Here is a 23,562-nt window from a genome sequence, read left to right on the forward strand (position 1 = left end):
GATCTAGCACCCAATAGTCCGGAGCACAGCCGACAACCCGCGGCTGAGGCGAGCTTGTTGGCAGACCTTCCCCACAACCCCCGCTATCTTGCTCACCTGTCTGAAGCGCTGGACGAGAACGACATCCCGCGCGCCATGTCGGTGGTGCGCGATGGCTGGTTCGACCTGCTCAGCGGCGACCGACGCGCTCTCGTCGACGTTGTCGAGCGGATGTCGAACGAAGCCTCGAGAGCCCCGTTGCTGGCGATGCTCGCGGGCCTCGTTCACTACGTGGCACCCCATCGCAGGATCAAAGGACTCAGGTTCTTCATCGGCGCCGCGCGCGCGGCCGGATCTCACAGGCGGGACGTCGCGCCGCTGGATCGTGCCCTGATCATGACCTCGGCGAGCGTGTCCTACCGATTGCTGGGACGCGCGACGTCTGGCCTGCGATCGGCGCGAGCTGCCCTTCAGGCGCTGCACGAGATGTCGAACGAGGAGCGGGGAAGTGTCCGTGCTCTGCCGCGGCTCTACGGTCAACTCGGGACGACGCTGTTCTATGCCGGTGATGTCGACGGCGCTCTGACCGCGTTCGAGTATGGGCTGGCGGAGATGCCGTCAGGAAGCTACCCGCACGGGTTCACAAACCTCGCAATGCTCGCGGGAATCCACGCCCTGCACGGCGAACTCCCGGAGGCGTACCGCTATATCGGCTTGGTGAGAGAACGATCATGGCCGGATGTCGTTCAGTCGATGTATCCGGGTACGTTCTACCGCATCGCCGAAGCCTGGGTGGCACTCGATGAGATCGACCCGCAGCGCGCCGCACATCATCTCGACGCAATGGTCCACGATCGCACCACGATCGAACACTGGATCGCGATCGCGGTGACCGAGGTGTACACCGAGTTGCTCGCCGGTCGGCCGGGTCACGCCCTCGCCGGGCTGGACGCGTTCGCTGCATCCCGAGGGAGTGAGGGTCGATCAGGGGCGACCCGAAGCATTCTCGCGCCGACGCGCGCACTCCTTCTGACCGCGCTGGGCAACCCCGATGCGGCGTTGGTCATTCTGCAACGGGACGGCCCGGCATCCCCCTCCCGCTTCATCGCGCAAGCTCGCGCCGAACTGGCGCTGGGCAATCTCGGGGCCAGTCTGCAGTGTCTTCGTAAGGTCGACGGAGCGCGTCTCACTGCGAGAGAGCGGGCCGCGCACGCCGCTCTCGAGGCGGCATCCATGTTGCGCTTCTCGGAACGCGGGCGCCTCCATGCCCGGCTCGACCGCCTGGGGGCCCTCCTCGAGAACACGCATCAGCGTCTCGCGCTGCTGCTGCTTCCCCGCGGTGACTACGACCGCGTGCTGGCCGCGCTTCGCGATGCCGGTTACGGAGGTCTGCTCACAGGCCTGCCCGAGGCTCCTCTGATCCTCGAGATCGATGCCGAGCGACTGCTCAGCCCGCGCGAAGTCGCTGTGCTGCAATCCCTTGTGCGAAATCAGTCCACCGCGAGAATCGCTGCGGAACTCGTCGTCTCGGTCAATACGGTCAAGTCCCAACTCCGGAGCATCTACCGCAAGCTCGGCGTTTCCACTCGCGACCGGGCAATCGCCGTTGCTCTCGACCGCCATCTGATCGGCCCACGCCGCGACGGGCCGTAGGGGCGGACCGCCGAGATGCTGATCCGCCAGGATGTCGAGGCGCGACGCGATGAGCGCAGTGCTCGTCATGCTGCAGGATGAGGAGTCGGACGTGCCCGTTCCCCCGCGCGTCCCCGAACTCATCGTGCGATCCAGCACCAGAAAGGCAAGACCGTGACGACCCCTCTCTCCGGCACCCAGCACACCATCCGCTCCGGCGACTACTGCGCGATCATCGCGAGCGTCGGCGCGACGCTGCGCAGTCTGCAGCACGCCGACCGTGACCTGGTGGTGCCGTTCGGCGCCGACGAGGTGCGCCCCGCCTCGCGGGGGGTCACCCTTGCTCCGTGGCCGAACCGCATCGCGGACGGCCGCTACTCCTTCGGCGGCACGGACTATCAGCTTCCGCTGACCGAGCCCGCGCGGCACAACGCGATCCACGGCCTCGTCAGCTGGCTGGACTTCGAGGCGATCGACAAGGCCCCCGATTCCGTGACGCTGTCCGTCGTCATCCCGGCCCAGACCTGGTACCCCTTCCCGGTGCGGGTCGACGTCGCCTACGCCGTCGACGGGACCGGGCTCACCCAGACCGTAACGGCGACGAACCTCGGCGCCGTGCCCGCTCCGTATGGCACCGCCCCCCACCCGTACCTCGTGGCGGGCGCGGGAACGGTCGACGACTGGCGGCTCGAGCTCCCGGCCGACGAGGTGCTGACGGTCACGCCCGACCGCCTCCTGCCGATCGCCGTCGAGTCGGTCGACGCCCATCCCGAATTCGACTTCCGCACGTCGAGCCCGATCGCCGCGACCGCGATCGACCACGCCTTCACGGCGCTGAACCGCTCGGATGACGGCCTGGCCACCGTGCGCGTGCTCACGAGTGCGGGCACGGGCGTCGAGCTGTCGTTCGGTGTGGAGCTGCCCTGGGTGCAGATCCACACGGCCGACCGCCCCGGCAGCCCCGGTCACCGCCTCGGGCTCGCGGTCGAGCCGATGACATGCCCGCCCGACGCGTTCAACTCGGGCACCGACCTGATCGTGCTCGAACCGGGCGCATCGCACACGGCATCCTGGAGCATCTCGGCCGTCACGGCGTAAGCGCCCGCGCTGTCGTTCGACGCGGCGGCGTCCGCGCTACTCGATGGCGGGCACGAGGGTGAAGACGATCTCCTCGATCTCGGCGCCCACGCCGGGCGCGTAGGCCCGGTCTCGCGAGACCTCCGTGAAGCCCGCCTTGCGCAGCACCGCCGCCGAGCGGACATTGTGCGTGGCGACCCGCGCGAACAGCGGGCGCACGGGCTCGCGAGAGACGAGCAGGCGCAGGGCCTCGGTGGCGACGCCGCGGCCCCAGGCGTGTCGCGCGATCCAATAGGTGACCTCGCGGTCGCCGCTGATCGTGAAGAGCGCGGCCGAGCCGGCGAAGCCGCCGTCTTCGGTGACCGTGAACATCTCGACATCCGGTGAGTGCCGGTGTCGCGACATCCACTCGTCGAAGGCCGCACGATCGCCGGGATCGTCCGCAGTGAATGCGGCCATCGCGACGGCCTCGGGGTCACGCATCATCTCGAAGATCGCGTCGAGGTCGTCGTCGTCGACGGCTCTCACATCCACATGACCCACGGCGGTCACGATACGCCGATCAGCTGATGTCGTGCTGGATGCGCATGATCCGCTCGGCCTCGGCGCCATCGCGCGCCGCGACCGCGTCGCGCAGGGCTCCGTACGACACGGTGGGCTGCGGCGGGTCGACACTCGCCGGGCGCCAGCTGTCGAGGTTGCGCCCGAAGGCGGGGCCGGCCTCGCGCATGATGGTCTGGAAGACCACGTTGCCTGTCGTCTTGCTGATGTGCTCGTAGAAGGCATAGCTCGCACGGACGAGCGCGGCGACATCGCCGGTGGTGGATGCCTCGATCATGCCGTCGGCGAGGGCTATCGCGGCGGACAGCTCGTCGTCGCTGCATCGCGCGAGCGACATCCGGAGTCCGAACGCCATGGAGTAGATGAGGTACTCGTACGTGTCGGCGAGCACCTTCTCGTCTGGCACGGAGACGCGCGTGTAGCGGTTCGGCGAGACGTCGACGAGGCCGATGCGCTCCAGGCGCTGCAGCGCTTCCCGCACGGGCGTGCGCGAGACGCCGAGAGCAGCGGCGAGCTCGATGTCGCGCAGCCGCTGACCGGGGGTGAGCCGCCCGTCGCGGATCGCCTCACCAAGGATCGTGTAGATCTCATCGCCGAGCACCGCGCTGCGCGGGTCGCGGCTGGAGAGGAGGTTTTCTGTGCTCATGGCCGGGAGAAGTCTACTTTGTGCGTCTGCGTGATTTCACGTGGCGTTTCTCGAGGTTTTCTCGGGCGCGGGTGGGTGCTCGCGCGGTGGGCGCGCGCCCCGGGTTTGGGGCGCGTCCGCGACATTGGGGCGCATCTCTTGCGCCCCGAGGGAGGGAATGCGCCCCAAACCCGAGGTGGGGGGAGGGAATGCGCCCCAAACCCGGGGTGGGGGGAGGGATCGCGCCCCAAACCCGGGGCTGAGGAGCGCGGGACTCCGATGCTCGTGAAGATCCACCCGTCACCGTGACTCCCGACGTTTTTCCCGGTTGCGGAGAACCGATATATCGGTAGAGTGGGGCGGTCACGCCTGGCGTGACCTATCCGGGGGGATCCGTCGACGCCCGGGCTTTGCAGTGTCTCACTCGGCCCGGGCGTCGTATGGACGGCGCGGAGAGATGCAACATTTGTGTCACCATCTTTCGCCGCATCCTGTCGACGCCCGCCGCGCTCCACTAGCGTTGTCGCGTCGATGTACCGTGCGGCGCCACGCGTCGCGCACCCCTTGAAGAACGGCAAAGAATGACCAGCACGGGCACTGTCAAGTGGTTCAACGCGGAGAAGGGCTTCGGCTTCATCTCCCCTGACGAGGGTGGAGCCGACGTCTTCGCCCACTACACGGCGATCCAGTCGAGCGGCTATCGCGCGCTCGAGGAGAACCAGCGCGTCGAGTTCGACACGGCTCAGGGGCCCAAGGGCCTCCAGGCAGAGAACATCCGCCCCCTCTAGGGCACCCACGGCGGCCGCCCGTCCGGGTCTTCTCCGGTGCGGGCGTCGTCGTGCGCCTGCCGCCGGGTTTCAGCGGCCGCGCACGAGGTCCACGCCCGCGGCGGCGAACTGGCGCAGTGTGGCGTCGGGAAGGAACGCGCGCGTCAGTCCCGCGGCGATGCGGGAAAGGTCGCCCTCGTCGCGGTAGAGGAGGTAGATCGGTTCATAGCGCGGATTGAACTTCGTCTTGAACTGATGCAGGCTCTTGAACCCGTACACCGGCTCGAGCGAGGCGGACAGCTGCCCGAGCAGCGACGCGATCGCGCCCGCGTCCGGCTCCGCTTCGTGCGCGAGCGGGGCCCCGGAGAGCGACATGATCTCCGCGCCCTCGTCGCGGAACGTGCGGGCCGACGTTCCGATGAGAAACTCCATGACGACGGGGAAGCCGCCGTCGCGCCGGCGCATCAGGTCGAGGGTCCAGCCACGATGGCCGCCGCCCGGCCCGAACACCGGCAGCCAGCTGAGGAAGCCGTCGACATCGCCCTGGGGCGAGATCGCGAGCGCGAGGCGCACCTCGGGGTCTTCGGCCTCCTGCAGCGTTCCCAGGGTGAAGCGCATCTCGGGCAGCCCCTTATCGCCCACCCATGACTCGGAGATCGCGCGGAGCTGCTGGCGGATCCCCCACGGCTCGGCGGAGAGCGTACTGACCCGGAAGGTCATGCCGTCGCGTTCCGCGCGGCTGAAGGCTTGACGCACGCGCGCCCACGGTTTGCCCTGGAACGTCAGGCCCGGCAGATCGACGATCGTGTCGTCGGCGACGACCAGGGCGCGCCATCCCTCCGGTGCGGCGTCGCGCGTCGCACCGCTCGCGCTGAAGAAGCACGGGATCAGGCCCTGCGCCTCGGTTGCGGTGACGAACTCGTCGATCGAGGTGCGGATGCCGTCGGCCGGGCCGAGCGGATCGGCCAGCACGATCGCGACACCGGCGTGGGTCTGGAAGGGCACGATGCCCGTCGACGTGCGCAGGTAGTCCATGCCGTCCCACGTCGCCATCCACGACAGCGTGCCCCCGCCGTCGGCGGCGAGCATCGCCTTGACGTCGGCCGGATCCGTGGCCCCGGCACCCGCGAGCGCGCGACGCCGGCGCGCTCGAAAGGCGCGTCGGGTCGCGATCAGGTAGACGAAGAACGCGATGCTCAGCACCGTGCTGCTCAGGCTGACGTCGATATCGCCGATATCGGTGGCGACGGCCTTCGGGTCGACGATCACGAGCACCAGGATGAGCGCGACCGTGATGACGCTCAGCGACATCCAGACGAGCGAGACGACCCACGCCCACCGCCGGCCGCGACGCAGGCCCCGAGCGATGAGCACGATCACGACGGTGTCGATCGCGACGTCGATCCACGGGCCCTCGAGGGGTTCGGTCGAGCCGAACGGTCCGTTCGTGGGGATCAGGAGCGTCAGGATCTGGATGATCCCCAGCGCGAGGATGGTGGCGAAGGCCAGCAGCCGCTGCTCGCGGATCGTCGTGCGCTGGATGCGGAACGACCGGTCGATGCCCAGCACGAGGAGGATCGCGAAGGCGTGCTCGACGTCGGCGAGCGTGCCGAGGAACAGGAGGCTGATCGAGGCGTAGACGAAGACCACGACCCATCCGCGCTGACGCCACGGCGCGGCAAGGAGGCCGACCGCCGCGGCGATGCAGGCCATCGTGCCGCCGGACGGGCCGACATCCATCCCCTGCGCGAGCTCGATCGCCCACGGCCACGGCAGCAGCCTCGCGCCCACCAGGAACGCCGCCGTCGCGAAGATCGCGAAGAGCTGCCCCAGCCAGAAGTACAGGAGCGCCACCCGCGAGCCGCGCCGGTGCTCCAGGAAGGCCATGCCCGCGAAGCCGAGGAGCGTCGGGATGAAGACCCACGGCTCGACGACGAAGAACGTGCCCGTCAGGGGCGTCCACCAGCGTCCCGCCTCGAACGCCGGCAGGCCGTATGCCACGACCTCGAACGCGGGCTGATCCTCGAAGGGCCGCCAGAGGCTCTGGCTGATCACTCCGACGATCAGCAGCACGGCGATCGTGGCGATCGTGACGGGGATGCCGCGCAGCACCGTGAGGAGGGGCGACCGGCGCCCGACGGCCTCCGCGGCGACGGCGGTTCCCGTTGTCATGGGACTCAGGCTAGCGCGGCCCCATTCGGGCGTAGTCGGCCAGGGCCTTGGCGTCTTCGGCGTCGCGCATCGCCCGCCGGGCCCCATCGAGAGCGGCGACCGGGTCGCCGCTCTGCCGGGCCGCAGCGAGCTCGTCCTGCGCCGAGGCGAGCCGCACCCGGGCGTCGGCGTTCGTGGGCGCGTGCGCGAGGGCCGATTCCGCCTGGGCGATCGCGCCGCGCGCCGCTGCGAGCGTACCGGGGAGCGCGGTGCGCGCGCCGCGCAGCCGTTGCTGCGCCGTGCGGGCATCGCCGAGGGCGAGGTCGAGCGCGGTGCGCCGGCGCGCCAGCGCGTCGACCGTCGCGGTGGGGCGGCGGGCGGCATCCGTCTCGATCTCGGCGATCGCGGCGTCGGCCTGGCGGATGGCGGTGCCGAGACGGTCGGCCTCGGTCGGCGGCAGGGTGTCTCTGAGGGCGATCGCCTGCCGGACGGCGGCGCGAGCAGCCTCCAGTTCATCGGGAACGGCGGCCGCGGCCTGGGTGATGAGGCGGTGGGCCTCCTCGAGCGCGTTGGCCTCGGCCCGGGCCGTGCGGAGCGCACGCTCGGCCGCGGCCACTTCGGGCAGTGCCGACAGGGAGGGATCCGCCGCCTTTGCGGCTGCCGCGGCCAGCAGGTCGCGGGCGGTGTCCACCGCCGCGAGCGCGGCACGGGCGGCGTCGGCCGCGGAACGCCACTCCGATTCGTCGAAGCGCGTCGAGAGCTCGTGCACGAGCGCCGCCGGATCGCCGATCATGGCGCGCACTTCGGCGAGCCGGCGCGATGCCGCCTCGACCTGATCGGGCACCGACACGTGGGCGCTCATCCATTCGGCGTGTGTCGCGCGCGCCGCCGCCACGGCCGCCAGGGCCTTCTCGCAACGGGTGCGGATGCGCTCCGCGGTGCGGGCGATGGCGGGGGGCGCGATGTCGCTGCCCGAGATGTCGCGGTATTCGCGGAACGCCTGGTCGCGGGCGTGCTGCGCCGACATCCGGGCGCGGCGGAGCATCGCCGCGGAGTCGCCGCCGTACAGAGCCCCCGAGAGCCCCACCTCGATGTCGAGGTCGCCGACCGCGTCATCGAGCGCGATGAGGACGCTCCCCGCCTGAGCCCGCTGCGCCTCCGCCGCCGCCCGAGCCCGGGGGCTGCGCCGTGCCCGGTGCACCGTCCACACCGCGACGACGACGGCGAGGGCCGCCAGCCCGAAGACGACGGCCGCGGGGAGGAGGGCGTCGAGGGCCTCGCTCATTCCGCGGCGCCCACCAGCAGCAGCGAGTCGAGCTCGCGGATGTCGTCGACGGCGTGCGATGCGGCATCCGCCTCGTGCGGCCAGCTGAAGCCCCATCGCACGAAGATCGTCGGCAGGCCGTTGGCCGCCGCGCCCTCGACGTCATGGTGGCGATCGCCGACCAGCACGCTGCGCTCGGTGTCGACATCCGCCGCCTCCAGCCGACGCAGCGCCTCGGCGACGATGTCGGTCTTCGAACTCAGCGTCTTCTCGTCGGGCGTCGCGCCGACGATGGCGGTGAAGCAGTCGGTCAGGCCGAAATGCTCGAGCAGGGCGCGCACCTGCACCTCGGGCTTGGAGCTCGCCGTGGCCTGCGGCACCCCCGCCCGGTGGAGGCGGGCGATCAGCTCGGCGACGCCGGGATACAGCTTCGCGCCGGTGGTGTACCCGTCGGCCAGGCCGAGCGTGCGGTAGAACGAGACCGCCTCGGCGGCGCCCTCGGGCGTCATGCCGCCCTGCGCCTGGAAGGACTCGTACATCGGAGGCCCGATCCAGTGCGCGAGCTCGTCGCGCCGGGGCGCCGGTCGGCCGAAGTGCTCGAGCGTGATCGCCAGCCGACGCAGGATGCCGTCCGAAGCGTCGACGATCGTCCCATCGACGTCCCACAGGATGGCTGACCAGGGGGAACGCGGAGACATCCCTCTACCCTACGGGCGACCGACCTGCACGAAACTTCACTTGCGCACCTTCGCGGGCCTTGGGAAGGTGCGCAAGTGAAGTCTCGCGCAGGGGGTGGGTCAGAAGAGGCGGGGGATGCCGGAGTCGATCCCCTTCATCTCGTCGTAGTCGAGGGTGACGCAGCGGATGCCGCGATCGGCGGCGAGCACGCGAGCCTGGGGCTTGATCTCCTGAGCGGCGAAGACGCCCGTCACCGGCGCGAGGTGCGGGTCGCGGCCGAGCAGCTCGAGGTAGCGCGTCAGCTGCTCCACCCCGTCGATGTCGCCGCGGCGCTTGACCTCGACGGCGATGGCCGCCCCCGCGGCATCCCGAACCAGCAGGTCGACCGGGCCGATCGCCGTCGGGTACTCCCGCCGCACGAGCGTGACGCCGTCGCCGAGCAGACCGACCTGCTCCGCCAGCAGCCGCTGCAGATCGGCTTCGACGCCGTCCTTCTGCAGGCCGGGGTCGAGGCCGAGCTCGTGCGCGGAGTCGTGCAGCACTTCGTGCAGGCGCACGGTGAGGGCGTCGCCGGTCTTCTGGTGCACGACCTTCCAGACCTCGACGACACCCGCGCTCGCGCTGGCGGCATCCGGCACTTCCACCGTCATGCGGCAGGGCGGGCTCATCCAGTTCAACGGCTTGTAGCTGCCCCCGTCGGAGTGCACCAGGAGGCTGCCGTCGCCCTTGTGGACGAGCAGCCGGGTGGCGAGCGGCAGGTGCGCGTTGAGGCGCCCGGCGTAGTCGACGGAGCAGCGGGCGATGACGAGACGCACGGCGATGAGCCTACCCGCGGTTGCTGATGGCGCCGGGCAGGGGCTGTGTGTCGCACCGCCCGTGCGCTCGCGGCGCAACGATCTGGTTGGGGCGGATTCCGTCCCTTGGGGCGCATGCGGTGCGCCCCGAGGGAAGGATCGCGCCCCAAACCCGGAGGGAGTGCGCCCCAAGGGAAGAATGGCGCCCCAAACCCGGAGGCCGCGGCCGGACATCGCGCCAACCGGCATGCCCCGCCTCGAACGGCGAACCGGGATGCCTCGCCCCGGGCATCGCATCACGACCGGGGTGACCGGCCGAGCGCTCGCGGCGCAACGATCGGGTTTGGGGCGGATTCCTTCCCTTGGGGCGCGTCGCGTGCGCCCCGAGGGAAGAATGGCGCCCCAAACCGGGCTCAGCGCGGGGCCGAGTGCTCGCGGGGGTGCCCGGCGCCGACGTTCGAGCCGGGAAGCGGCTTGGCCGCGCCCGAGGCGAGCCCGGATGCCACGATCAACGCCACGAGGATGTAGAGCGTGTTCAGCAGCCCGATCTGCTCGCTGACGAACCCGAGGATCGGCGGCCCGCACAGGAACGAGATGTACCCGATCGTCGCGGCGGCGCTCACGCGGGCCGCGGCCTTGGCCGGGTCGTCGGCGGCCGCCGACATACCGAGCGGGAAGCCCAGCGCGACCCCCGCGCCCCAGAGCGCCGCACCGACGAACACGAGCGGGACGTTCGGCGCGAGGATGAACACGAGCAGACCCGCGGCCGCGGTCGCGGCCAGCACGCGCAGCGTCGCGACGCGGCCGAAGCGGTCGACGAGCGGCCCGCCGAGCACGCGGACGACGGTCATGCTTACCGAGAACACCGTGAGCCCGAGCGCGCCCAGCGCCTGGTCGGAGCCGTGACCCTCGACCATGCCCAGCGCGAGCCAGTCGTTGGCGCCGCCCTCGGCGAACGCCATGCCGAGCATGATGACCCCCAGCGCGTACGTGCGAGGCTCGCGCCACGCCGAGAGCGATGCGTGGAGGCGCTCGCGCCAATGCGGCCGATCGGCGTCGACATCCATCGTGATCTCGCGCGCCGGCACGTTCGCGTAGGTTCCGAACGCGATCGCCGCGATCACCACTGCCAGCACCGACGTGTGGGCGAGCAGGTTGACGCCCCACGCGGCGGCGAGGGCTCCGAGTCCCGCGCCGATCACCGTGCCGAAGCTGAAGAACGCGTGGAACAACGGAAGGATCGTTTTGCCGGTCTGCTTCTCGATCGCTGCGCCCTCGACGTTCATCATGACGTCTACCGCACCGTTGCCGAGGCCGAAGAGCAGGAGCCCGCCGGCCACCACCCCGTAGGACAGCGCGACGTCGGTGCCGACGCCGATGACGACCACCCCGGTCGCGAAGACGAGGATCGCGACGAGCATCCCCCGGCGCGCGCCGAAGCGCGCCAGCACGACGGGCGCGAGCGAGAGACCGAGGATCGATGCGATCCCCGCGCCGAGCAGCAGGAAGCCGATCTGGATGTTGTCGACGCCGAGGGTCGCCTTGATGGCCGGGACGCGCGACGCCCACGTGGCGATGCTGAGGCCGCTCGCCAGGAAGATGGCGAACACGGCGAGCCGCCAGCGCGAGAGCTCGGAGCGGGTGAGAACGGCGTCCATGGCCCCACGATACTGATCGGGCACGACAATATCGAATCGATTCGATCACCGGCGACCAACCGCGTACGATTCATTCTCAGGAGGTCTCGATGGGCATCAGGGCAACGATCGCCGACGTCGCGCGCACGGCGGGTGTCTCGGCCTCCACCGCGTCGGTGGTCTTCAGCGGCAAGACCGCCGTCACCGACGCGACGCGTCGCCGCGTGCTCGAGGCCGCCGCGTCGCTCGGCTACTCCGGTCCCGACCCGCGAGCGGCCTCCCTGCGCACGGGCCGCAGCGGCATCGTCGGCGTCGTCTTCGAGGAGCACCTGCGCACCGCGTTCCTCGATCCCGTCAAGACCGCCCTGATGGACGGACTCACCGACGCCGTCGCGCCGCTCGGGGCAGGGCTCCTCCTGCTGCGCGACAGCGACGCCGGCGCGCAGGGCGGGACGAGCCTCGGCACCGCACCGCTGGACGCGGTCGTGCTCGTGGGCTGCAGCGGACGAATCCGCGAGTCGCTCGAGATCGTGCATTCCCGCGGCATCCCCGTCGTGGTCGTCGAGGGCGATGCCGGCGAGGGCGTCCCCCAGATCCGCCTCGACAACCGCGATGCGCAGCGACATGCTGCCCACCACCTCCGCGCCCTCGGCCACGAGCGGGTCGGCATCGCGGCGCTGCCCCTCGACGCGGAGCGCGCTCGTGGACCGATCGATGACGAGCGGCTCGCCGCCGCGACCGTCGCCGTCACGATCGACCGGCTGGCCGGGGCGCGCGACGTCTATCCCGACGCCCCCGCGGTCGCGGCCTCCTCGAGCTCGATCGACGAGGGCCTCGAAGCGGGCCGCACCCTGCTCGCCGCACAGCCGCGACCGACCGCGATCATCGCGCAGAGCGACCTGCTCGCGGCCGGGGTGATCCGTGCCGCGGAGGGGGCGGGGCTCCGCGTTCCCGAAGATCTCAGCGTCACGGGCTTCGACGGGATCACCGTCGACGGGCTCGCACCGTACGAGCTGACGACCCTCGTGCAGCCGGCCGTCGAGAAGGGTCGCGCAGCGGGCGAGGCCGTCGCACGGATGCTGGCGGGCGACACGGTCGAGACCATCCACTTCACGTGCGTCTTCCGCGAGGGCAACACGACCGGGGCCGCCCCCTGAATCGTCGCCGGTAGACTGCAATCACACCCGCCCGCCTGTGCCGCACCCCCGGCCGACGAGCCAGAGGAGAAGCCGATGCTGCTCCTGCTCGGTGCGTTCGCCCTCGCTCCCCTGGCCTTTCCGTGGCTCGCGGCACGCCTGGGAGCCCGCGCGTTCTACATCGCCGCCGTGCTGCCCACCGCCGCCTTCGTTTACACGGCGGCCCAGTCGTCGGCCGTCGCGAACGGCGACATTCCGTTCGAGTCATACGACTGGATCCCGCCGCTGGGCATCGAGCTGTCGATGCGGATGGACACGCTCGGCTGGCTGCTGTCGCTGATCGTGACCGGCGTCGGGGCGCTCGTGATGCTCTACTGCCGCTGGTACTTCCGCGACAAGTCCGAGGGGCTCGGGCAGTTCTCCGCGGTGCTGCTCGCCTTCGCGGGTGCCATGTTCGGGCTCGTGCTCACCGATGACATCGTCGTGCTGGTGATGTTCTGGGAGGTCACGAGCGTGCTCTCGTACCTCCTGATCGGCTTCTACCACCGCCGCGCGGGCAGCCGCCGTGCGGCCCTGCAGGCGCTCCTGGTCACGACGTTCGGCGGGCTCGTGATGCTGATCGGCGTCGTGCTCATCGTCGTGGCGGCGGGAACGTCGAGCCTGTCGACGATCATCGCCGACGTGCCGACCGGCCCCGTCGTCGACGTGGCCCTCGTGCTGCTGCTCGTGGGGGCGCTCAGCAAGTCGGCGATATTCCCCTTCCACTTCTGGCTCCCGGGTGCGATGGCGGCGCCCACCCCCGTCAGCGCCTACCTGCACGCGGCGGCGATGGTCAAGGCGGGCATCTACCTGCTCGCGCGCCTCGCGCCTGCATTTGCGGATGCCGCGCCATGGCGCCCGATCGTGCTCGGCCTCGGGGTGGCCACGATGCTGCTGGGAGGGATACAGGCCCTCCGCGAGACGGACCTCAAGCGGGTGCTCGCCTTCGGAACGGTCAGCCAGCTGGGGTTCCTCACGGTCGTGCTCGGCTATGGCACGCGCGACGCGGCCCTTGCCGGACTCGCGCTGCTGCTCAGCCATGCGCTTTTCAAGTCGGCCCTCTTCCTCGTGGTCGGGGTGATCGACCGCCAGCTCAACACGCGAGACATCGACGAGCTCAGCGGCGTCGGCAGGCAGGCGCCCGTCATGGCGACGTTCTCGGTCATCGCGGTCGCCTCGATGGTCGGCATCCCCCCCACCGTCGGCTTCGTCGCCAAGGAGGGCGCGTTCACGGCGTTTCTGAACGAAGCGCTCGGGGGATCCGCGTGGGGCTGGGTCGCCCTCGTGGGAGTGGCCGTCGGGTCCGCCCTCACGATGGCCTACGGCATCCGCTTCCTCTGGGGAGCGTTCGCGACGAAGCGGGGTGCCCGCGCGACGAGGGGCACCCGCGCGACGAACAGGGGCACCGGCGCGACGAACGAGACCCCCGACGCGACGCCCATGCCGGTGACGGCATGGCCGGATCCGCCCATCGGCTTTCTCGGCGCACCCGTCGCGCTGGCTGGGCTCACGGTCATGGCGGGACTCTTCGCCCCCGTGCTCGATTGGGCGTTCGCGCCGTACGCCGACACCGCGCCGGCGTCGACGCCGGGCGTCGCGCCGCCTGCCGAGACCTCTCATCTCGCCCTCTGGCATGGGCTCGAACCCGAGCTCTCCCTCTCGCTCGCGACCGTTCTGGTGGGCGCGATCATGTTCCTGGCGTCGCGTTCGACGGGGTGGGATCGAAAGCCGCGGATGCTGCGCTTCACCGCCGCCGACGGCTACCACGCTGCGCTCCGCGGGGTGGATCGCCTCTCGGTCGCCACGACGACGTTCACCCAGCGCGGATCGCTCCCGGTCTACGTCGGGACGATCTTCGTCGTGCTCGTGGCGGCGGAGGGCACCGCCCTCGTCGCGGGCGGGGAGTGGACCGCGGACCTCGACCCCTGGCAGACGCCCATGCAGCTCGTGGTCGCCCCGCTCATGATCGCCGCGGGGATCTTCGCCGTGCGGGCCACGAAGCGCTACACGGGCGTCGTGCTCGTATCGGTGACGGGCCTCGGGATGGTGCTGCTGTTCGCCACGAGCGGTGCGCCCGACCTCGCCCTCACGCAGGTGCTGGTCGAAACGGTGACCCTCGTCGCGTTCGCTCTTGTGCTGCGCCGCCTGCCCGCGCGGATGGGCGAGCACAATGCCTCGGTGTGGCCGCTCGCGCGGGCCGTGCTCGGAATCGGCGTGGGGGTGACGATGGCGGTCGTCGCGATCGTCGCCACGGGGGCCCGCGTGGCCGACCCGATCTCGGATCGGTTCCCCGCGCTCGCGTACGAACTCGGCCACGGCAAGAACGTCGTCAACGTCGCCCTCGTCGATCTGCGCGGCTGGGACACGATGGGCGAGCTGTCGGTGCTCATCCTCGCCGCCACCGGAGTGGCGTCCCTCGTCTTCGTCACGCACCGCTCGGCGAGCCTTCCCGCCGCGACGCATCCCGTGCCCAGCACCAAGAGCCGCACCACGCGCCGCCGGCCCCTCGTCGAGACCGCCGAGGGGGTGCGCCTGCAGACCTCCGCCAACAGCGACAGCCCCCGCGCCTGGCTGCTCGGCGGGCAGCGGATGCGACCCGAGAGCCGTTCGATCATCCTCGAGGTGGTCGTGCGGATCCTCTTCCACACGATCATCGTCGTGTCGATCTATCTGCTCTTCGCGGGACACAACCTGCCGGGCGGCGGCTTCGCCGGCGGGCTCGTGGCCGGCATGGCTCTCGTGATGCGCTACATCGCGGGCGGGCGGTACGAGCTCGGCGTGGCCGCGCCGGGCGATGCGGGGATGCTGCTGGGCACGGGCATGACACTCGCGATCGCGTGCGCCGTCGTGCCGCTGTTCTTCGGGGCCGCCCCCCTCACGAGCACGTTCTTCGAGGGCGATATCCCCGTGCTCGGGCACATCGAGTTCGTCACCTCGACGATCTTCGACGTCGGCGTGTACCTCGTCGTGATCGGGCTCGTGCTCGATGTGCTGCGCAGCCTCGGCGCGGAGGTCGACCGCCAGGCGCAGGAGCTGCGCACCCGCGGGGCGGACAGCTGATGGATGCTTCGACGGGCTCCGTATGAATGTCTCGCTGACGCTCATCGTCATCATGGCCGTGCTCTTCGCGTGCGGCGTGTACGCGATGCTCGAGCGCAGCCTCACCCGCGTGCTGATCGGGTTCCTGCTGCTCGGCAACGCGGCCAACCTCCTGCTGCTCATCGTGATGGGCCAGCCGGGCGTCGCCCCGTTCTTCGGGGCCGCGGCCTCCCCCGAGGAGATGAGCGACCCGCTCCCCCAGGCCCTTACGCTCACCGCCATCGTGATCACCTTCGCCGTCTCGGCGTTCCTCCTCGCGATGATCTACCGCTCGTGGCAGCTGGGCCAGGCCGACACCTTCGAGGACGACCTCGATGACATCGCCGTCCGCGACCGCGGCGCAGAGGCCGAGGACGTCATGGAGGACGACGCCGTCACCGTCGACGACTCCGCCACGACCGACTTCGTGGGCGTCGACACCGCCCCCATCACGGTGCTGCACGCGCGCGACATCCCCTCGATCCGCGATGACGCCCCGACCGACCGACCGTCATCCGATAGCCCGACGACCGGCAGCACGGGCGGGGACGAGCGATGAGCGCCCTCGTTCCCCTCCTCGTCGCACTGCCCCTGATCGGGGCCGCGATCTCCCTCACCTTCGGCCGCCGCCGGCGACTGCAGATCACGGTCTCGATCGTGACCCTGACGATCGTCTTCGTGATCGCGGCGACGCTGCTCGTCGCCGTCGACGGCGGGCAGGCGATCGCGGTGTCGGTCGGCGGCTGGCCCATTCCGTTCGGGATCGTGCTCTACGTCGACCGCCTCGCGGCGCTGCTCGTCGCCGTCTCGAGCGTCGTGCTGCTCGCGGTGCTGCTCTTCTCGGTCGGTCAGGGCGCCGCCGACGACGATGACGAGACTCCGGTCTCGATCTTCCACCCCTCGTACCTCATCCTGGCGGCGGGCATCTTCACCGCCTTCATCGCGGGCGATCTCTTCAACCTCTACGTCGGCTTCGAGATCCTGCTCGTCGCGTCGTACGTGCTCATCACCCTCGGCAGCACCGAGTCGCGCATCCGCACGGGCGTCGTCTACATCGTCGTCTCGCTCGTGTCGTCGATCCTGTTCCTGGCCGCGATCGCGGCGATCTACGGTGCGCTCGGCACCGTGAACATGGCCCAGATCGCCGAGCGGATGGGCGAGCTGCCGCAGGAAGTGCAGCTCGTGCTCCACCTCCTGCTGCTCGTGGCGTTCAGCATCAAGGCCGCGGTCTTCCCGCTGTCGTTCTGGCTGCCGGACTCGTATCCGACCGCCCCGGCGCCCGTGACGGCGGTGTTCGCAGGCCTGCTGACGAAGGTCGGCGTCTACGCGCTCATCCGCACCGAGACGCAGCTCTTCCCCGACTCGAGCGTCAACACGCTGCTGCTGATCGTCGCGCTGGCGACCATGATCGTGGGCGTGCTCGGCGCCGTCGCGCAGGCGGAGCTCAAGCGCATCCTGTCATTCACTCTCGTCAGCCACGTCGGGTACATGGTCTTCGGGCTCGCGATCGCGACTCCCGCGGCGATCGGCGCGACGATCTACTACATGGTCCACCACATCATCGTGCAGACCACGCTCTTCCTCTCCGTCGGGCTGATCGAGCGGCGCGCGGGCAGCACGTCGATCCTGCGCGTCAAGGGCCTCATGCGCGCCGCGCCGGTGATCGCGGTGCTGTACTTCATCCCCGCGGTGAACCTGGGCGGACTGCCGCCCTTCTCCGGGTTCATCGGCAAGTTCGCGCTCTTCGACGCGGCGGCAGAGGTGGGCGAGCCCCTCATGATGGCGCTGATCGTCGCGGGCATCGTGACCTCGCTCCTGACGCTCTACGCGCTGATGCGCGCCTGGAACCTGGCGTTCTGGCGCGAAGAGGACGACTCCGCCGAGACCGAGGCGCGCATCTCGTACCTCGGCAACGCCCCGGCGGCGGGGGTGCAGACCGAGCGCCGGGTCATCCCGCTCATCATGTCGGCCACGACGGCGGGCATGGTCGCGATCACGATCGGTCTCACGGTGTTCGCCGGACCGCTCTACGACGTCTGCACGCGCATCGGCGATGCCCTGCTGCAGCCGGTGTCGATCACTCAGCTGCAGGGCGACGAAGACGGGGGTGCGACGCCATGAGCCCCGATACCCGCCGCACCGCACTCCGCCAGCTCTGGCGGCAGCTGCCCTTCTTCGTCTGGCTGGTCGCCCTCTGGATGCTGCTCTGGGGGCAGTTCACCGTGCTGGCGGCGCTGACCGGGCTGATCGTCGCGATCGTGGTGACCCGCGTGTTCCGCCTGCCGCCGGTCGAGCTGTCGGGCCGCGTGAACCCCTGGTACGGGGCGGTGTTCGTCGCCCGGTTCCTCGGGGCCGTCGTCACGGGGTCGCTGCTCGTGGCGTGGCAGGTGCTCGACTTCCGCCGCCAGCCGGGCACAGCGATCATCGCCGTGCCGCTGCGCACCGACGACGACCTGATCATGACGCACACGGCGGTCACGGCATCCCTCATCCCCGGCTCGCTCATCGTCGAGGCCGACCGCGATCGGCGCGTGCTGTACCTGCACGTTATCGGCGTGCGGTCGCTGGAGGATGTCGAGAGCCAGCGCCGGCAGGTGCTGCAGTGGGAGGCGCGGATCGTGCGCGCGGTCGGCTCGTCGGCGCAGCTCGCGATGATCCGGGATGCCGAGCGGGATGCCCAGCGGGCCGCCGAAGGGAGTGGCGCATGAACGCGCTCGTGGTCGTGATCCTCGTCGTCTTCTCGGTGGCCGCGCTGCTCACCGTCGTCCGCATCGCGAGGGGCCCGTCGATCCTCGACCGGGCGATCGCCTCCGACGTGCTGCTCACCGAGGTGATGTGCCTGCTCGGTGCCGAGATGGTGTTCAACCACCACACCCGCACCCTCCCGGTGCTGCTGATCATCGCCGCGGTCGGCGTCTTCGGCTCGATCGCCGTCGCACGCTTCGTCGCGAGAAGGGACAACGTGACGCGATGAACATCGACCCCGCAGGGAATGCCTGGCTCGGTCTGGATGTCGGGTCGATTCTGGATGCCGTGGCCATCGTGCTCGTACTGATCGGCGCGCTCCTCTGCCTCATCGCCGCGATCGGCGTGCTGCGCCTCCGCGACGTTCCGACGCGACTGCACGCGGCGACGAAGCCCCAAGTGCTCGGGCTGATGCTGATCTGCATCGCCATCGCCCTGTCGCTGCGCTCGTGGCAGGTCGTGGCATTCCTGGTGCCGATCGTGCTGATCCAGCTCGCGACCGCGCCCCTCTCCGCGCACATGGTCGGCCGACAGGCCCACCGCAACGGCACACTCGACGAACGCGGGCTCGTCGTGGATGAGCTCCGCGAGTCGAGGGAGACCCCGCCCGCGGCGGGCGGGTGACCTACGCCGAGGGCGGGTGACCTACGCTGCGGGCGGGTGATCTACCCCGTGGTCTGCCGGCCGGCCGACCGTGCCGGCGGCTGACCTACTCCGCCGGCACCAGCCGCAGGGTGTCCGTGGTCGAGGCCGCCACGGCGTCGCCGGTGAACGCCCAGCCGGTCTGCGCGGCGTGGCGCCAGTTCTCCGTCTGGTCGAAGTAGTTCGGGTGGTAGGCGTGGCCGCTCGTGCCGGTGAGGTGGTTCCACGTCGACCTGTCGAAGTCGGACAGGTCGATGACCATCCGCATCGACGGCACGGTGACGGTCTCGTAGCCTTGGCCGATATCCCAGCCCGTGGCGTTCGCCACCGATGAGCCTCCGCCGACCGGGAACGGACCGCGGTTGAACAGGGCCTCGATCGGCGCGATGCCCGATGCGCCGAATGTCTCGCTCGTCAGGGTGATCGTGTGCAGGTCCCCCCAGTTCCACTTGGCGGCGTTCGCGCCCTGCCGTGAGACGAGCTCGTCGTAGGCGGCGGTCGCGGCATACGCCAGCATCTCGTCGCGCCCGGTGACGCCGAGGGCGTCGTTCGTCCACCACGGGGAGTCCGGGTCATCCAGCAGCGCGTCGACGACCGTGAAGAGGCGACCCTGGCCCGACACGGGTGCCGGTTCGTCGCGCTCGAGGAACATCGCCCCGACGAGGGTGTTCCAGTAGACGTTCGCGTATGCGGCCGCGGCGGAGTCGGCCGCGTTCTGGGCGTCCCACGAACGGATGAGCGCGACGGCGTGCCGCGCGCCCTTGCTCTCGATCTCGATGTCTTTGAGGGCGGCGCAGAGCCGCTTGCCCATCCAGAACTCGTTGTCGGCCTGGATCGCGCGCATGTCGTCGGCCGTCAGCGGACCGGCCGCGGCCTTCCGCTCGATGAGATCGACGATGCGGGCGGCCCGATAGCCCTGATCCCAGTCGCGGGAGAGGAAGTAGGGGTAGCTGTCGTCGACGATCGCGTTGTTCGCCGTCACGATGTACCCGGCGTTCGGGTTGAGCATCGTCGGAAGCTCGGCGAAGTGGATGAACCCCCGCCAGTCGTACGCGCTGTCCCACCCCGGCTGCGGCATCCACCCGTCGCCCGCCCCGCGGATGGGCAGCCGTCCGGGCGTCTGGTAGCCGATGTTGCCGTCGATGTCGGCGTAGATGAGGTTCTGCGCCGGAACGTCGAAGAGCTCGGCCGCCGCACGGAAGTCCTCCCAGCTGCGGGCGAGGTTGAGCTGGAAGATCGCCTCGGCCGTCGTCCCAGGCTGGAGGGCCGTCCACTGCAGGCTCACCGCATACTCGCCGGCCGGATCGCCGGTCGGTGCGGCCACCTCCGCGGTGGGGTCGGTGAGGTACGGGTCATCCGCGATCGACGTGAAGTCGCCGGTCAGCCCAGACACGACCGGCCCGTGCACCGTGGCGCGGATCTCGAGTTCGACGTCGTCGCCACCCGCGACCGCGACCGTCTCTGTGCGGATGTCGAGGGGCACGAGCTGGCCGTCGCGCCAGTAGTGGTCGCCCTCTACCTTCTCGATGTAGAGGTCGGTCACGTCGGTCGTCAGGTTGGTGAAACCCCACGCCACGCGGTCGTTGTGGCCGATGATCACCCCGGGCACGCCCGAGAAGCCGAACCCGGCGACGTCGAACGGGCACTCCTCCGTCTGCGTGCTGCAGCGCAGCTGCACCTGGTGCCACACGCTGGGCATCGACGCGCCCAGATGCGGGTCGTTCGAGAGCAGCGGCATCCCCGTGTCGGTGAGATCGCCCGAGACCACCCATGAATTGGAGCCGATGCCCTCGCCCGCGCCGCCGAGCAGCACGCTCGCGGCGGCCACGACGTCGGAGACCTCGCGCCACTGCACACCGGAGGCCACGACATCCGATTCCGCGGCGAGCCGCTGGGTGTCGGCCTGCGGGGTGTCGGCCCGCTGCGTGTTGAGCGGCGGGGTGTTGAGCCGCTGGGTGTCGGCCTGCTGCGTGTTGAGCGGCTGAGCGTCTGCGCTCGCCGCGGCCACCCCCGTGAGCGTCGGCACGATCACGGGGTTGCGCTGGAACGGATACCCGGGGTACAGCTCGGCCAGCTGCGCGGGGGTGAAGCTCTGCGCGAGCAGGGCGCGGGTCGTCTCGTCCTCGATGTTCGAGCGCAGGTCCCACGCCATCGCCTTCAGCCACGCGACGGAGTCGGCCGGCTCCCACGGCTCGGGCTCGTAGCCGGAGTTCTGCAGTCCGAGCACCGCGTACTCGAGGGAGAGGTCCGCCCCCGCGTGATCGGCGAGATAGGCGTTGACGCCCTCGGCGTAGGCCTCGTAGTACCCGAGCACGACGGGGTCCATCGCCGCCACCTCCTGCTCGGCGACGACGCGCCAGCCGAGGGTGCGGAGGAAGCTGTCGGTGCCGAGCTGAGACTCCCCGAAGAGCTCCGAGACCCGCCCGCTCGTGACGTGGCGGCGGAAGTCCATCTCCCAGAAGCGGTCTTGCGCATGCACATAGCCCTGGGCGGCGAACAGGTCGTGGGTGCTGTCGGCAGTGATCGTGGGGATGCCGAGCTCGTCGCGCTGCACCGACACCGCGTTGTGGAGCCCAGAGAGCGTGGCCTCGCCCGACACGGTCGGGAACGAGCGCTGGATCGTCCACACCACGAAGCCCGCGACGACCAGGGCGATCACGACGGCCCCCGCGACGATGCCGAACAGAGCGCGTCCGATGATCCGTCCGGCCCGGCCTTTGCGGGGGGCCGGCTCGGGGTCTGCCACCGGGGTCGGCGCGATGTCCTGCTTCGTCATCGAGGGCTCTCTCATGAGGTGCGCGCTGGGACTCAGTCTCGTGGACGGTGAGCCTCACGCCCACTCATCGGGTCGCGTGTTGCCCAGGCATCGTACCCCGTCGGGAGGCGCGACGGGCCGTGGCCGATCGCCTCGACGACACCGGACAAGGAAGGTCTCGTCGCGGCTGTCGGGTTTGGGGCGGATTCCCTCCCTTGGGGCGCGTCGCGTGCGCCCCAAGGGAAGGATCGCGCCCCAAACCAGGAGGCCGGACCTGCAGGACGAGTAACGGCACGTGCCGCCGGCGCCCGCGCCGACGATTCGCGCTTCAGTCGGTGCCGGCGTCGAACATCGCCGAGTCGGATGCCGCCTCGATGGCGTCGTCGAGCGCTCTTGCGCTGAGCCCCGTCGAAGGGTCGGCCGCGGCATCCGTCGGTGTCGCCGATTCGGTGATCTCGCCCGCCTCACCCGGCGTCACGGTGCCGACGAGGTCGCCCGTCGCGCCGCCGATGAGACCCAGCGACGCGTACTGCTCGAGGCGCGAGCGCGAATCGGCGATGTCGAGGTTGCGCATCGTGAGCTGGCCGATGCGGTCGGTCGGCCCGAAGGCCGCGTCGCCGACGCGCTCCATGGAGAGCTTCTCGGGCGCGTAGGAGAGGTTCGGGCTCGTCGTGTCGAGGATCGTGTAGTCATCGCCGCGGCGCAGGCGCAGGGTCACCGAGCCGTTGATCGTCGAGCCGACCCACTTCTGGATCGACTCGCGCAGCATGAGGGACTGCGGTTCGAGCCAGCGCCCCTCGTACATGAGGCGGCCGAGGCGGCGACCCTGTTCGTGGTAGGTCGCGAGGGTGTCTTCGTTCAGGATGCCGTTGACCAGTCGTTCGTAGGCGATGAACAGCAGCGCCATCGCGGGGGCCTCGTAGATGCCGCGGCTCTTCGCCTCGATGATGCGGTTCTCGATCTGGTCGCTCATGCCGAGGCCGTGGCGGCCGCCGATGCGGTTCGCCTCGCGGACGAGCTCGACCGGATCGGCGTAGTCGACGCCGTTGATCGCGACCGGCCGACCGCCGGCGAAGGTGATGGTGACGTCCTCGGTCGCGATCTCGACCGCGGGGTTCCAGAATCGCACGCCCATGATCGGCTCGACGGTCTCGAGCGAGACGTCGAGGTGCTCGAGGGTCTTCGCTTCGTGCGTCGCGCCCCAGATGTTCGCGTCGGTGGAATAGGCCTTCTCGGCCGAGTCGCGGTACGGAAACCCGTGCTCGACGAGCCACTGGCTCATTTCGCTCCGGCCCCCGAGCTGGGTGACGAAGTCGGCGTCGAGCCACGGCTTGTAGATGCGCAGGCTCGGGTTCGCGAGCAGGCCGTAGCGGTAGAACCGCTCGATGTCGTTGCCCTTGTAGGTCGAGCCGTCGCCCCAGATGTCGACGCCGTCCTCCTTCATCGCGCGGACGAGCAGGGTGCCCGTCACGGCGCGGCCGAGGGGCGTCGTGTTGAAGTACGTCTTGCCGCCCGAGCGGATGTGGAAGGCGCCGCACGCGAGGGCGACGAGGCCCTCCTCGACGAGGGCGGTCTTGCAGTCGACGAGCCGCGCGAGCTCGGCACCGTATTCCAGCGCGCGGTCGGGGACGGCGTCGATGTCGGGCTCGTCGGGCTGGCCGAGGTCGCCGGTGTACGTGCAAGGGACGGCGCCCCTGTCGCGCATCCACGCAACGGCGACCGACGTGTCGAGACCCCCGGAGAAGGCGATGCCGACGCGTTCGCCGACGGGCAGGGAAGTAAGGACCTTCGACATGCCTCAAGTCTAGTGAGGGCCGGATGCCGAGCCCGCCGTGCGGGGGCGGCCCGGGCCCTTCGCGCGACGCCGTGGGCGTCGAGTGAGCGAGGCTGTACCGGGGGCACCGAGGCCCCGCGGGGCCGCCCGATAGGATGGGGTGTACCGTCGGATCTTTCCCGAGGAGTGAAGTATGCCCGCCATCGTCATCGTCGGAGTGCAGTGGGG

The 23,562-nt window shown here is 70.3% G+C and carries 19 protein-coding genes; 10 read left to right on the top strand and 9 right to left on the bottom strand.

Going from position 1 to position 23,562, the window contains the following annotated elements:
- Positions 1 to 57 precede the first annotated feature (57 nt).
- A complete protein-coding gene (locus VNT50_RS08300) occupies positions 58 to 1,632 on the top strand; it encodes a helix-turn-helix transcriptional regulator (protein ID WP_325484640.1) in 1,575 nt (524 codons plus the stop codon).
- A 153-nt stretch (positions 1,633 to 1,785) separates the two neighbouring features.
- The gene (locus VNT50_RS08305) at positions 1,786 to 2,709 is read left to right on the top strand and encodes an aldose 1-epimerase family protein (protein ID WP_325484641.1); all 924 of its coding nucleotides are present in this window, start codon (positions 1,786 to 1,788) and stop codon (positions 2,707 to 2,709) included.
- Positions 2,710 to 2,745: 36 nt separating this feature from the next.
- On the opposite strand, the gene VNT50_RS08310 is transcribed toward VNT50_RS08305, so the two are convergent.
- A complete protein-coding gene (locus VNT50_RS08310; RefSeq protein WP_325484642.1) occupies positions 2,746 to 3,240 on the bottom strand; it encodes a GNAT family N-acetyltransferase in 495 nt (164 codons plus the stop codon).
- A 10-nt stretch (positions 3,241 to 3,250) separates the two neighbouring features.
- Positions 3,251 to 3,895 (bottom strand): GntR family transcriptional regulator, encoded by a 645-nt coding sequence (locus tag VNT50_RS08315; protein WP_325484643.1) that lies wholly within the window; start codon positions 3,893 to 3,895, stop codon positions 3,251 to 3,253.
- A gap of 560 nt (positions 3,896 to 4,455) precedes the next feature.
- On the opposite strand from VNT50_RS08315, the gene VNT50_RS08320 reads away from it, so the two are divergent.
- Positions 4,456 to 4,662, top strand: a complete 207-nt coding sequence (locus VNT50_RS08320) for a cold-shock protein (protein WP_325484644.1) — start codon at positions 4,456 to 4,458, stop codon at positions 4,660 to 4,662.
- Between the two features lie 69 nt (positions 4,663 to 4,731).
- On the opposite strand, the gene VNT50_RS08325 is transcribed toward VNT50_RS08320, so the two are convergent.
- From VNT50_RS08325 to VNT50_RS08345, 5 genes are all read right to left on the bottom strand, one after another.
- A complete protein-coding gene (locus tag VNT50_RS08325; protein ID WP_325484645.1) occupies positions 4,732 to 6,813 on the bottom strand; it encodes a bifunctional lysylphosphatidylglycerol flippase/synthetase MprF in 2,082 nt (693 codons plus the stop codon).
- Positions 6,814 to 6,823: 10 nt separating this feature from the next.
- Complete coding sequence (locus VNT50_RS08330) at positions 6,824 to 8,077, bottom strand: hypothetical protein (protein WP_325484646.1); 1,254 nt, start codon at positions 8,075 to 8,077, stop codon at positions 6,824 to 6,826.
- On the bottom strand, positions 8,074 to 8,754 hold the full coding sequence (locus tag VNT50_RS08335) for an HAD hydrolase-like protein (RefSeq protein ID WP_325484647.1): 681 nt from the start codon (positions 8,752 to 8,754) through the stop codon (positions 8,074 to 8,076). The genes VNT50_RS08330 and VNT50_RS08335 overlap by 4 nt, the downstream gene beginning before the upstream one ends.
- A gap of 99 nt (positions 8,755 to 8,853) precedes the next feature.
- A complete protein-coding gene (gene nucS / locus VNT50_RS08340) occupies positions 8,854 to 9,549 on the bottom strand; it encodes an endonuclease NucS (RefSeq protein WP_325484648.1) in 696 nt (231 codons plus the stop codon).
- 392 nt (positions 9,550 to 9,941) lie between these two features.
- Complete coding sequence (locus tag VNT50_RS08345) at positions 9,942 to 11,186, bottom strand: MFS transporter (protein ID WP_325484649.1); 1,245 nt, start codon at positions 11,184 to 11,186, stop codon at positions 9,942 to 9,944.
- Between the two features lie 89 nt (positions 11,187 to 11,275).
- Between VNT50_RS08345 and VNT50_RS08350 the strand changes: the two genes are divergently transcribed.
- From VNT50_RS08350 to mnhG, 7 genes are all read left to right on the top strand, one after another.
- Positions 11,276 to 12,322: a LacI family DNA-binding transcriptional regulator gene (locus VNT50_RS08350; RefSeq protein WP_325484650.1), complete on the top strand. Its 1,047-nt coding sequence runs from the start codon at positions 11,276 to 11,278 to the stop codon at positions 12,320 to 12,322.
- Between the two features lie 75 nt (positions 12,323 to 12,397).
- Entirely contained in the window at positions 12,398 to 15,400 is a 3,003-nt protein-coding gene (locus VNT50_RS08355) for a Na+/H+ antiporter subunit A (protein WP_325484651.1), read from the top strand.
- A gap of 22 nt (positions 15,401 to 15,422) precedes the next feature.
- The gene (locus VNT50_RS08360; protein ID WP_325484652.1) at positions 15,423 to 15,977 is read left to right on the top strand and encodes a Na(+)/H(+) antiporter subunit C; all 555 of its coding nucleotides are present in this window, start codon (positions 15,423 to 15,425) and stop codon (positions 15,975 to 15,977) included.
- Positions 15,974 to 17,539, top strand: a complete 1,566-nt coding sequence (locus tag VNT50_RS08365) for a Na+/H+ antiporter subunit D (protein ID WP_325484653.1) — start codon at positions 15,974 to 15,976, stop codon at positions 17,537 to 17,539. Before VNT50_RS08360 ends, VNT50_RS08365 begins: the two co-directional genes overlap by 4 nt.
- Positions 17,536 to 18,126, top strand: a complete 591-nt coding sequence (locus tag VNT50_RS08370; RefSeq protein ID WP_325484654.1) for a Na+/H+ antiporter subunit E — start codon at positions 17,536 to 17,538, stop codon at positions 18,124 to 18,126. The genes VNT50_RS08365 and VNT50_RS08370 overlap by 4 nt, the downstream gene beginning before the upstream one ends.
- Positions 18,123 to 18,392, top strand: a complete 270-nt coding sequence (locus VNT50_RS08375) for an MrpF/PhaF family protein (RefSeq protein WP_325484655.1) — start codon at positions 18,123 to 18,125, stop codon at positions 18,390 to 18,392. The genes VNT50_RS08370 and VNT50_RS08375 overlap by 4 nt, the downstream gene beginning before the upstream one ends.
- Positions 18,389 to 18,787: a monovalent cation/H(+) antiporter subunit G gene (gene mnhG / locus VNT50_RS08380; protein WP_325484656.1), complete on the top strand. Its 399-nt coding sequence runs from the start codon at positions 18,389 to 18,391 to the stop codon at positions 18,785 to 18,787. The genes VNT50_RS08375 and mnhG overlap by 4 nt, the downstream gene beginning before the upstream one ends.
- 85 nt (positions 18,788 to 18,872) lie before the next feature.
- Here the strand turns inward: mnhG and VNT50_RS08385 are convergent, their stop codons facing one another.
- Positions 18,873 to 21,581: a penicillin acylase family protein gene (locus VNT50_RS08385; protein WP_325484657.1), complete on the bottom strand. Its 2,709-nt coding sequence runs from the start codon at positions 21,579 to 21,581 to the stop codon at positions 18,873 to 18,875.
- 307 nt (positions 21,582 to 21,888) lie between these two features.
- Positions 21,889 to 23,355, bottom strand: a complete 1,467-nt coding sequence (gene argG / locus VNT50_RS08390) for an argininosuccinate synthase (RefSeq protein ID WP_325484658.1) — start codon at positions 23,353 to 23,355, stop codon at positions 21,889 to 21,891.
- Positions 23,356 to 23,562: the final 207 nt, after the last annotated feature.

This window comes from Microbacterium sp. (assembly GCF_035554235.1).
Taxonomy (GTDB): domain Bacteria; phylum Actinomycetota; class Actinomycetes; order Actinomycetales; family Microbacteriaceae; genus Microbacterium.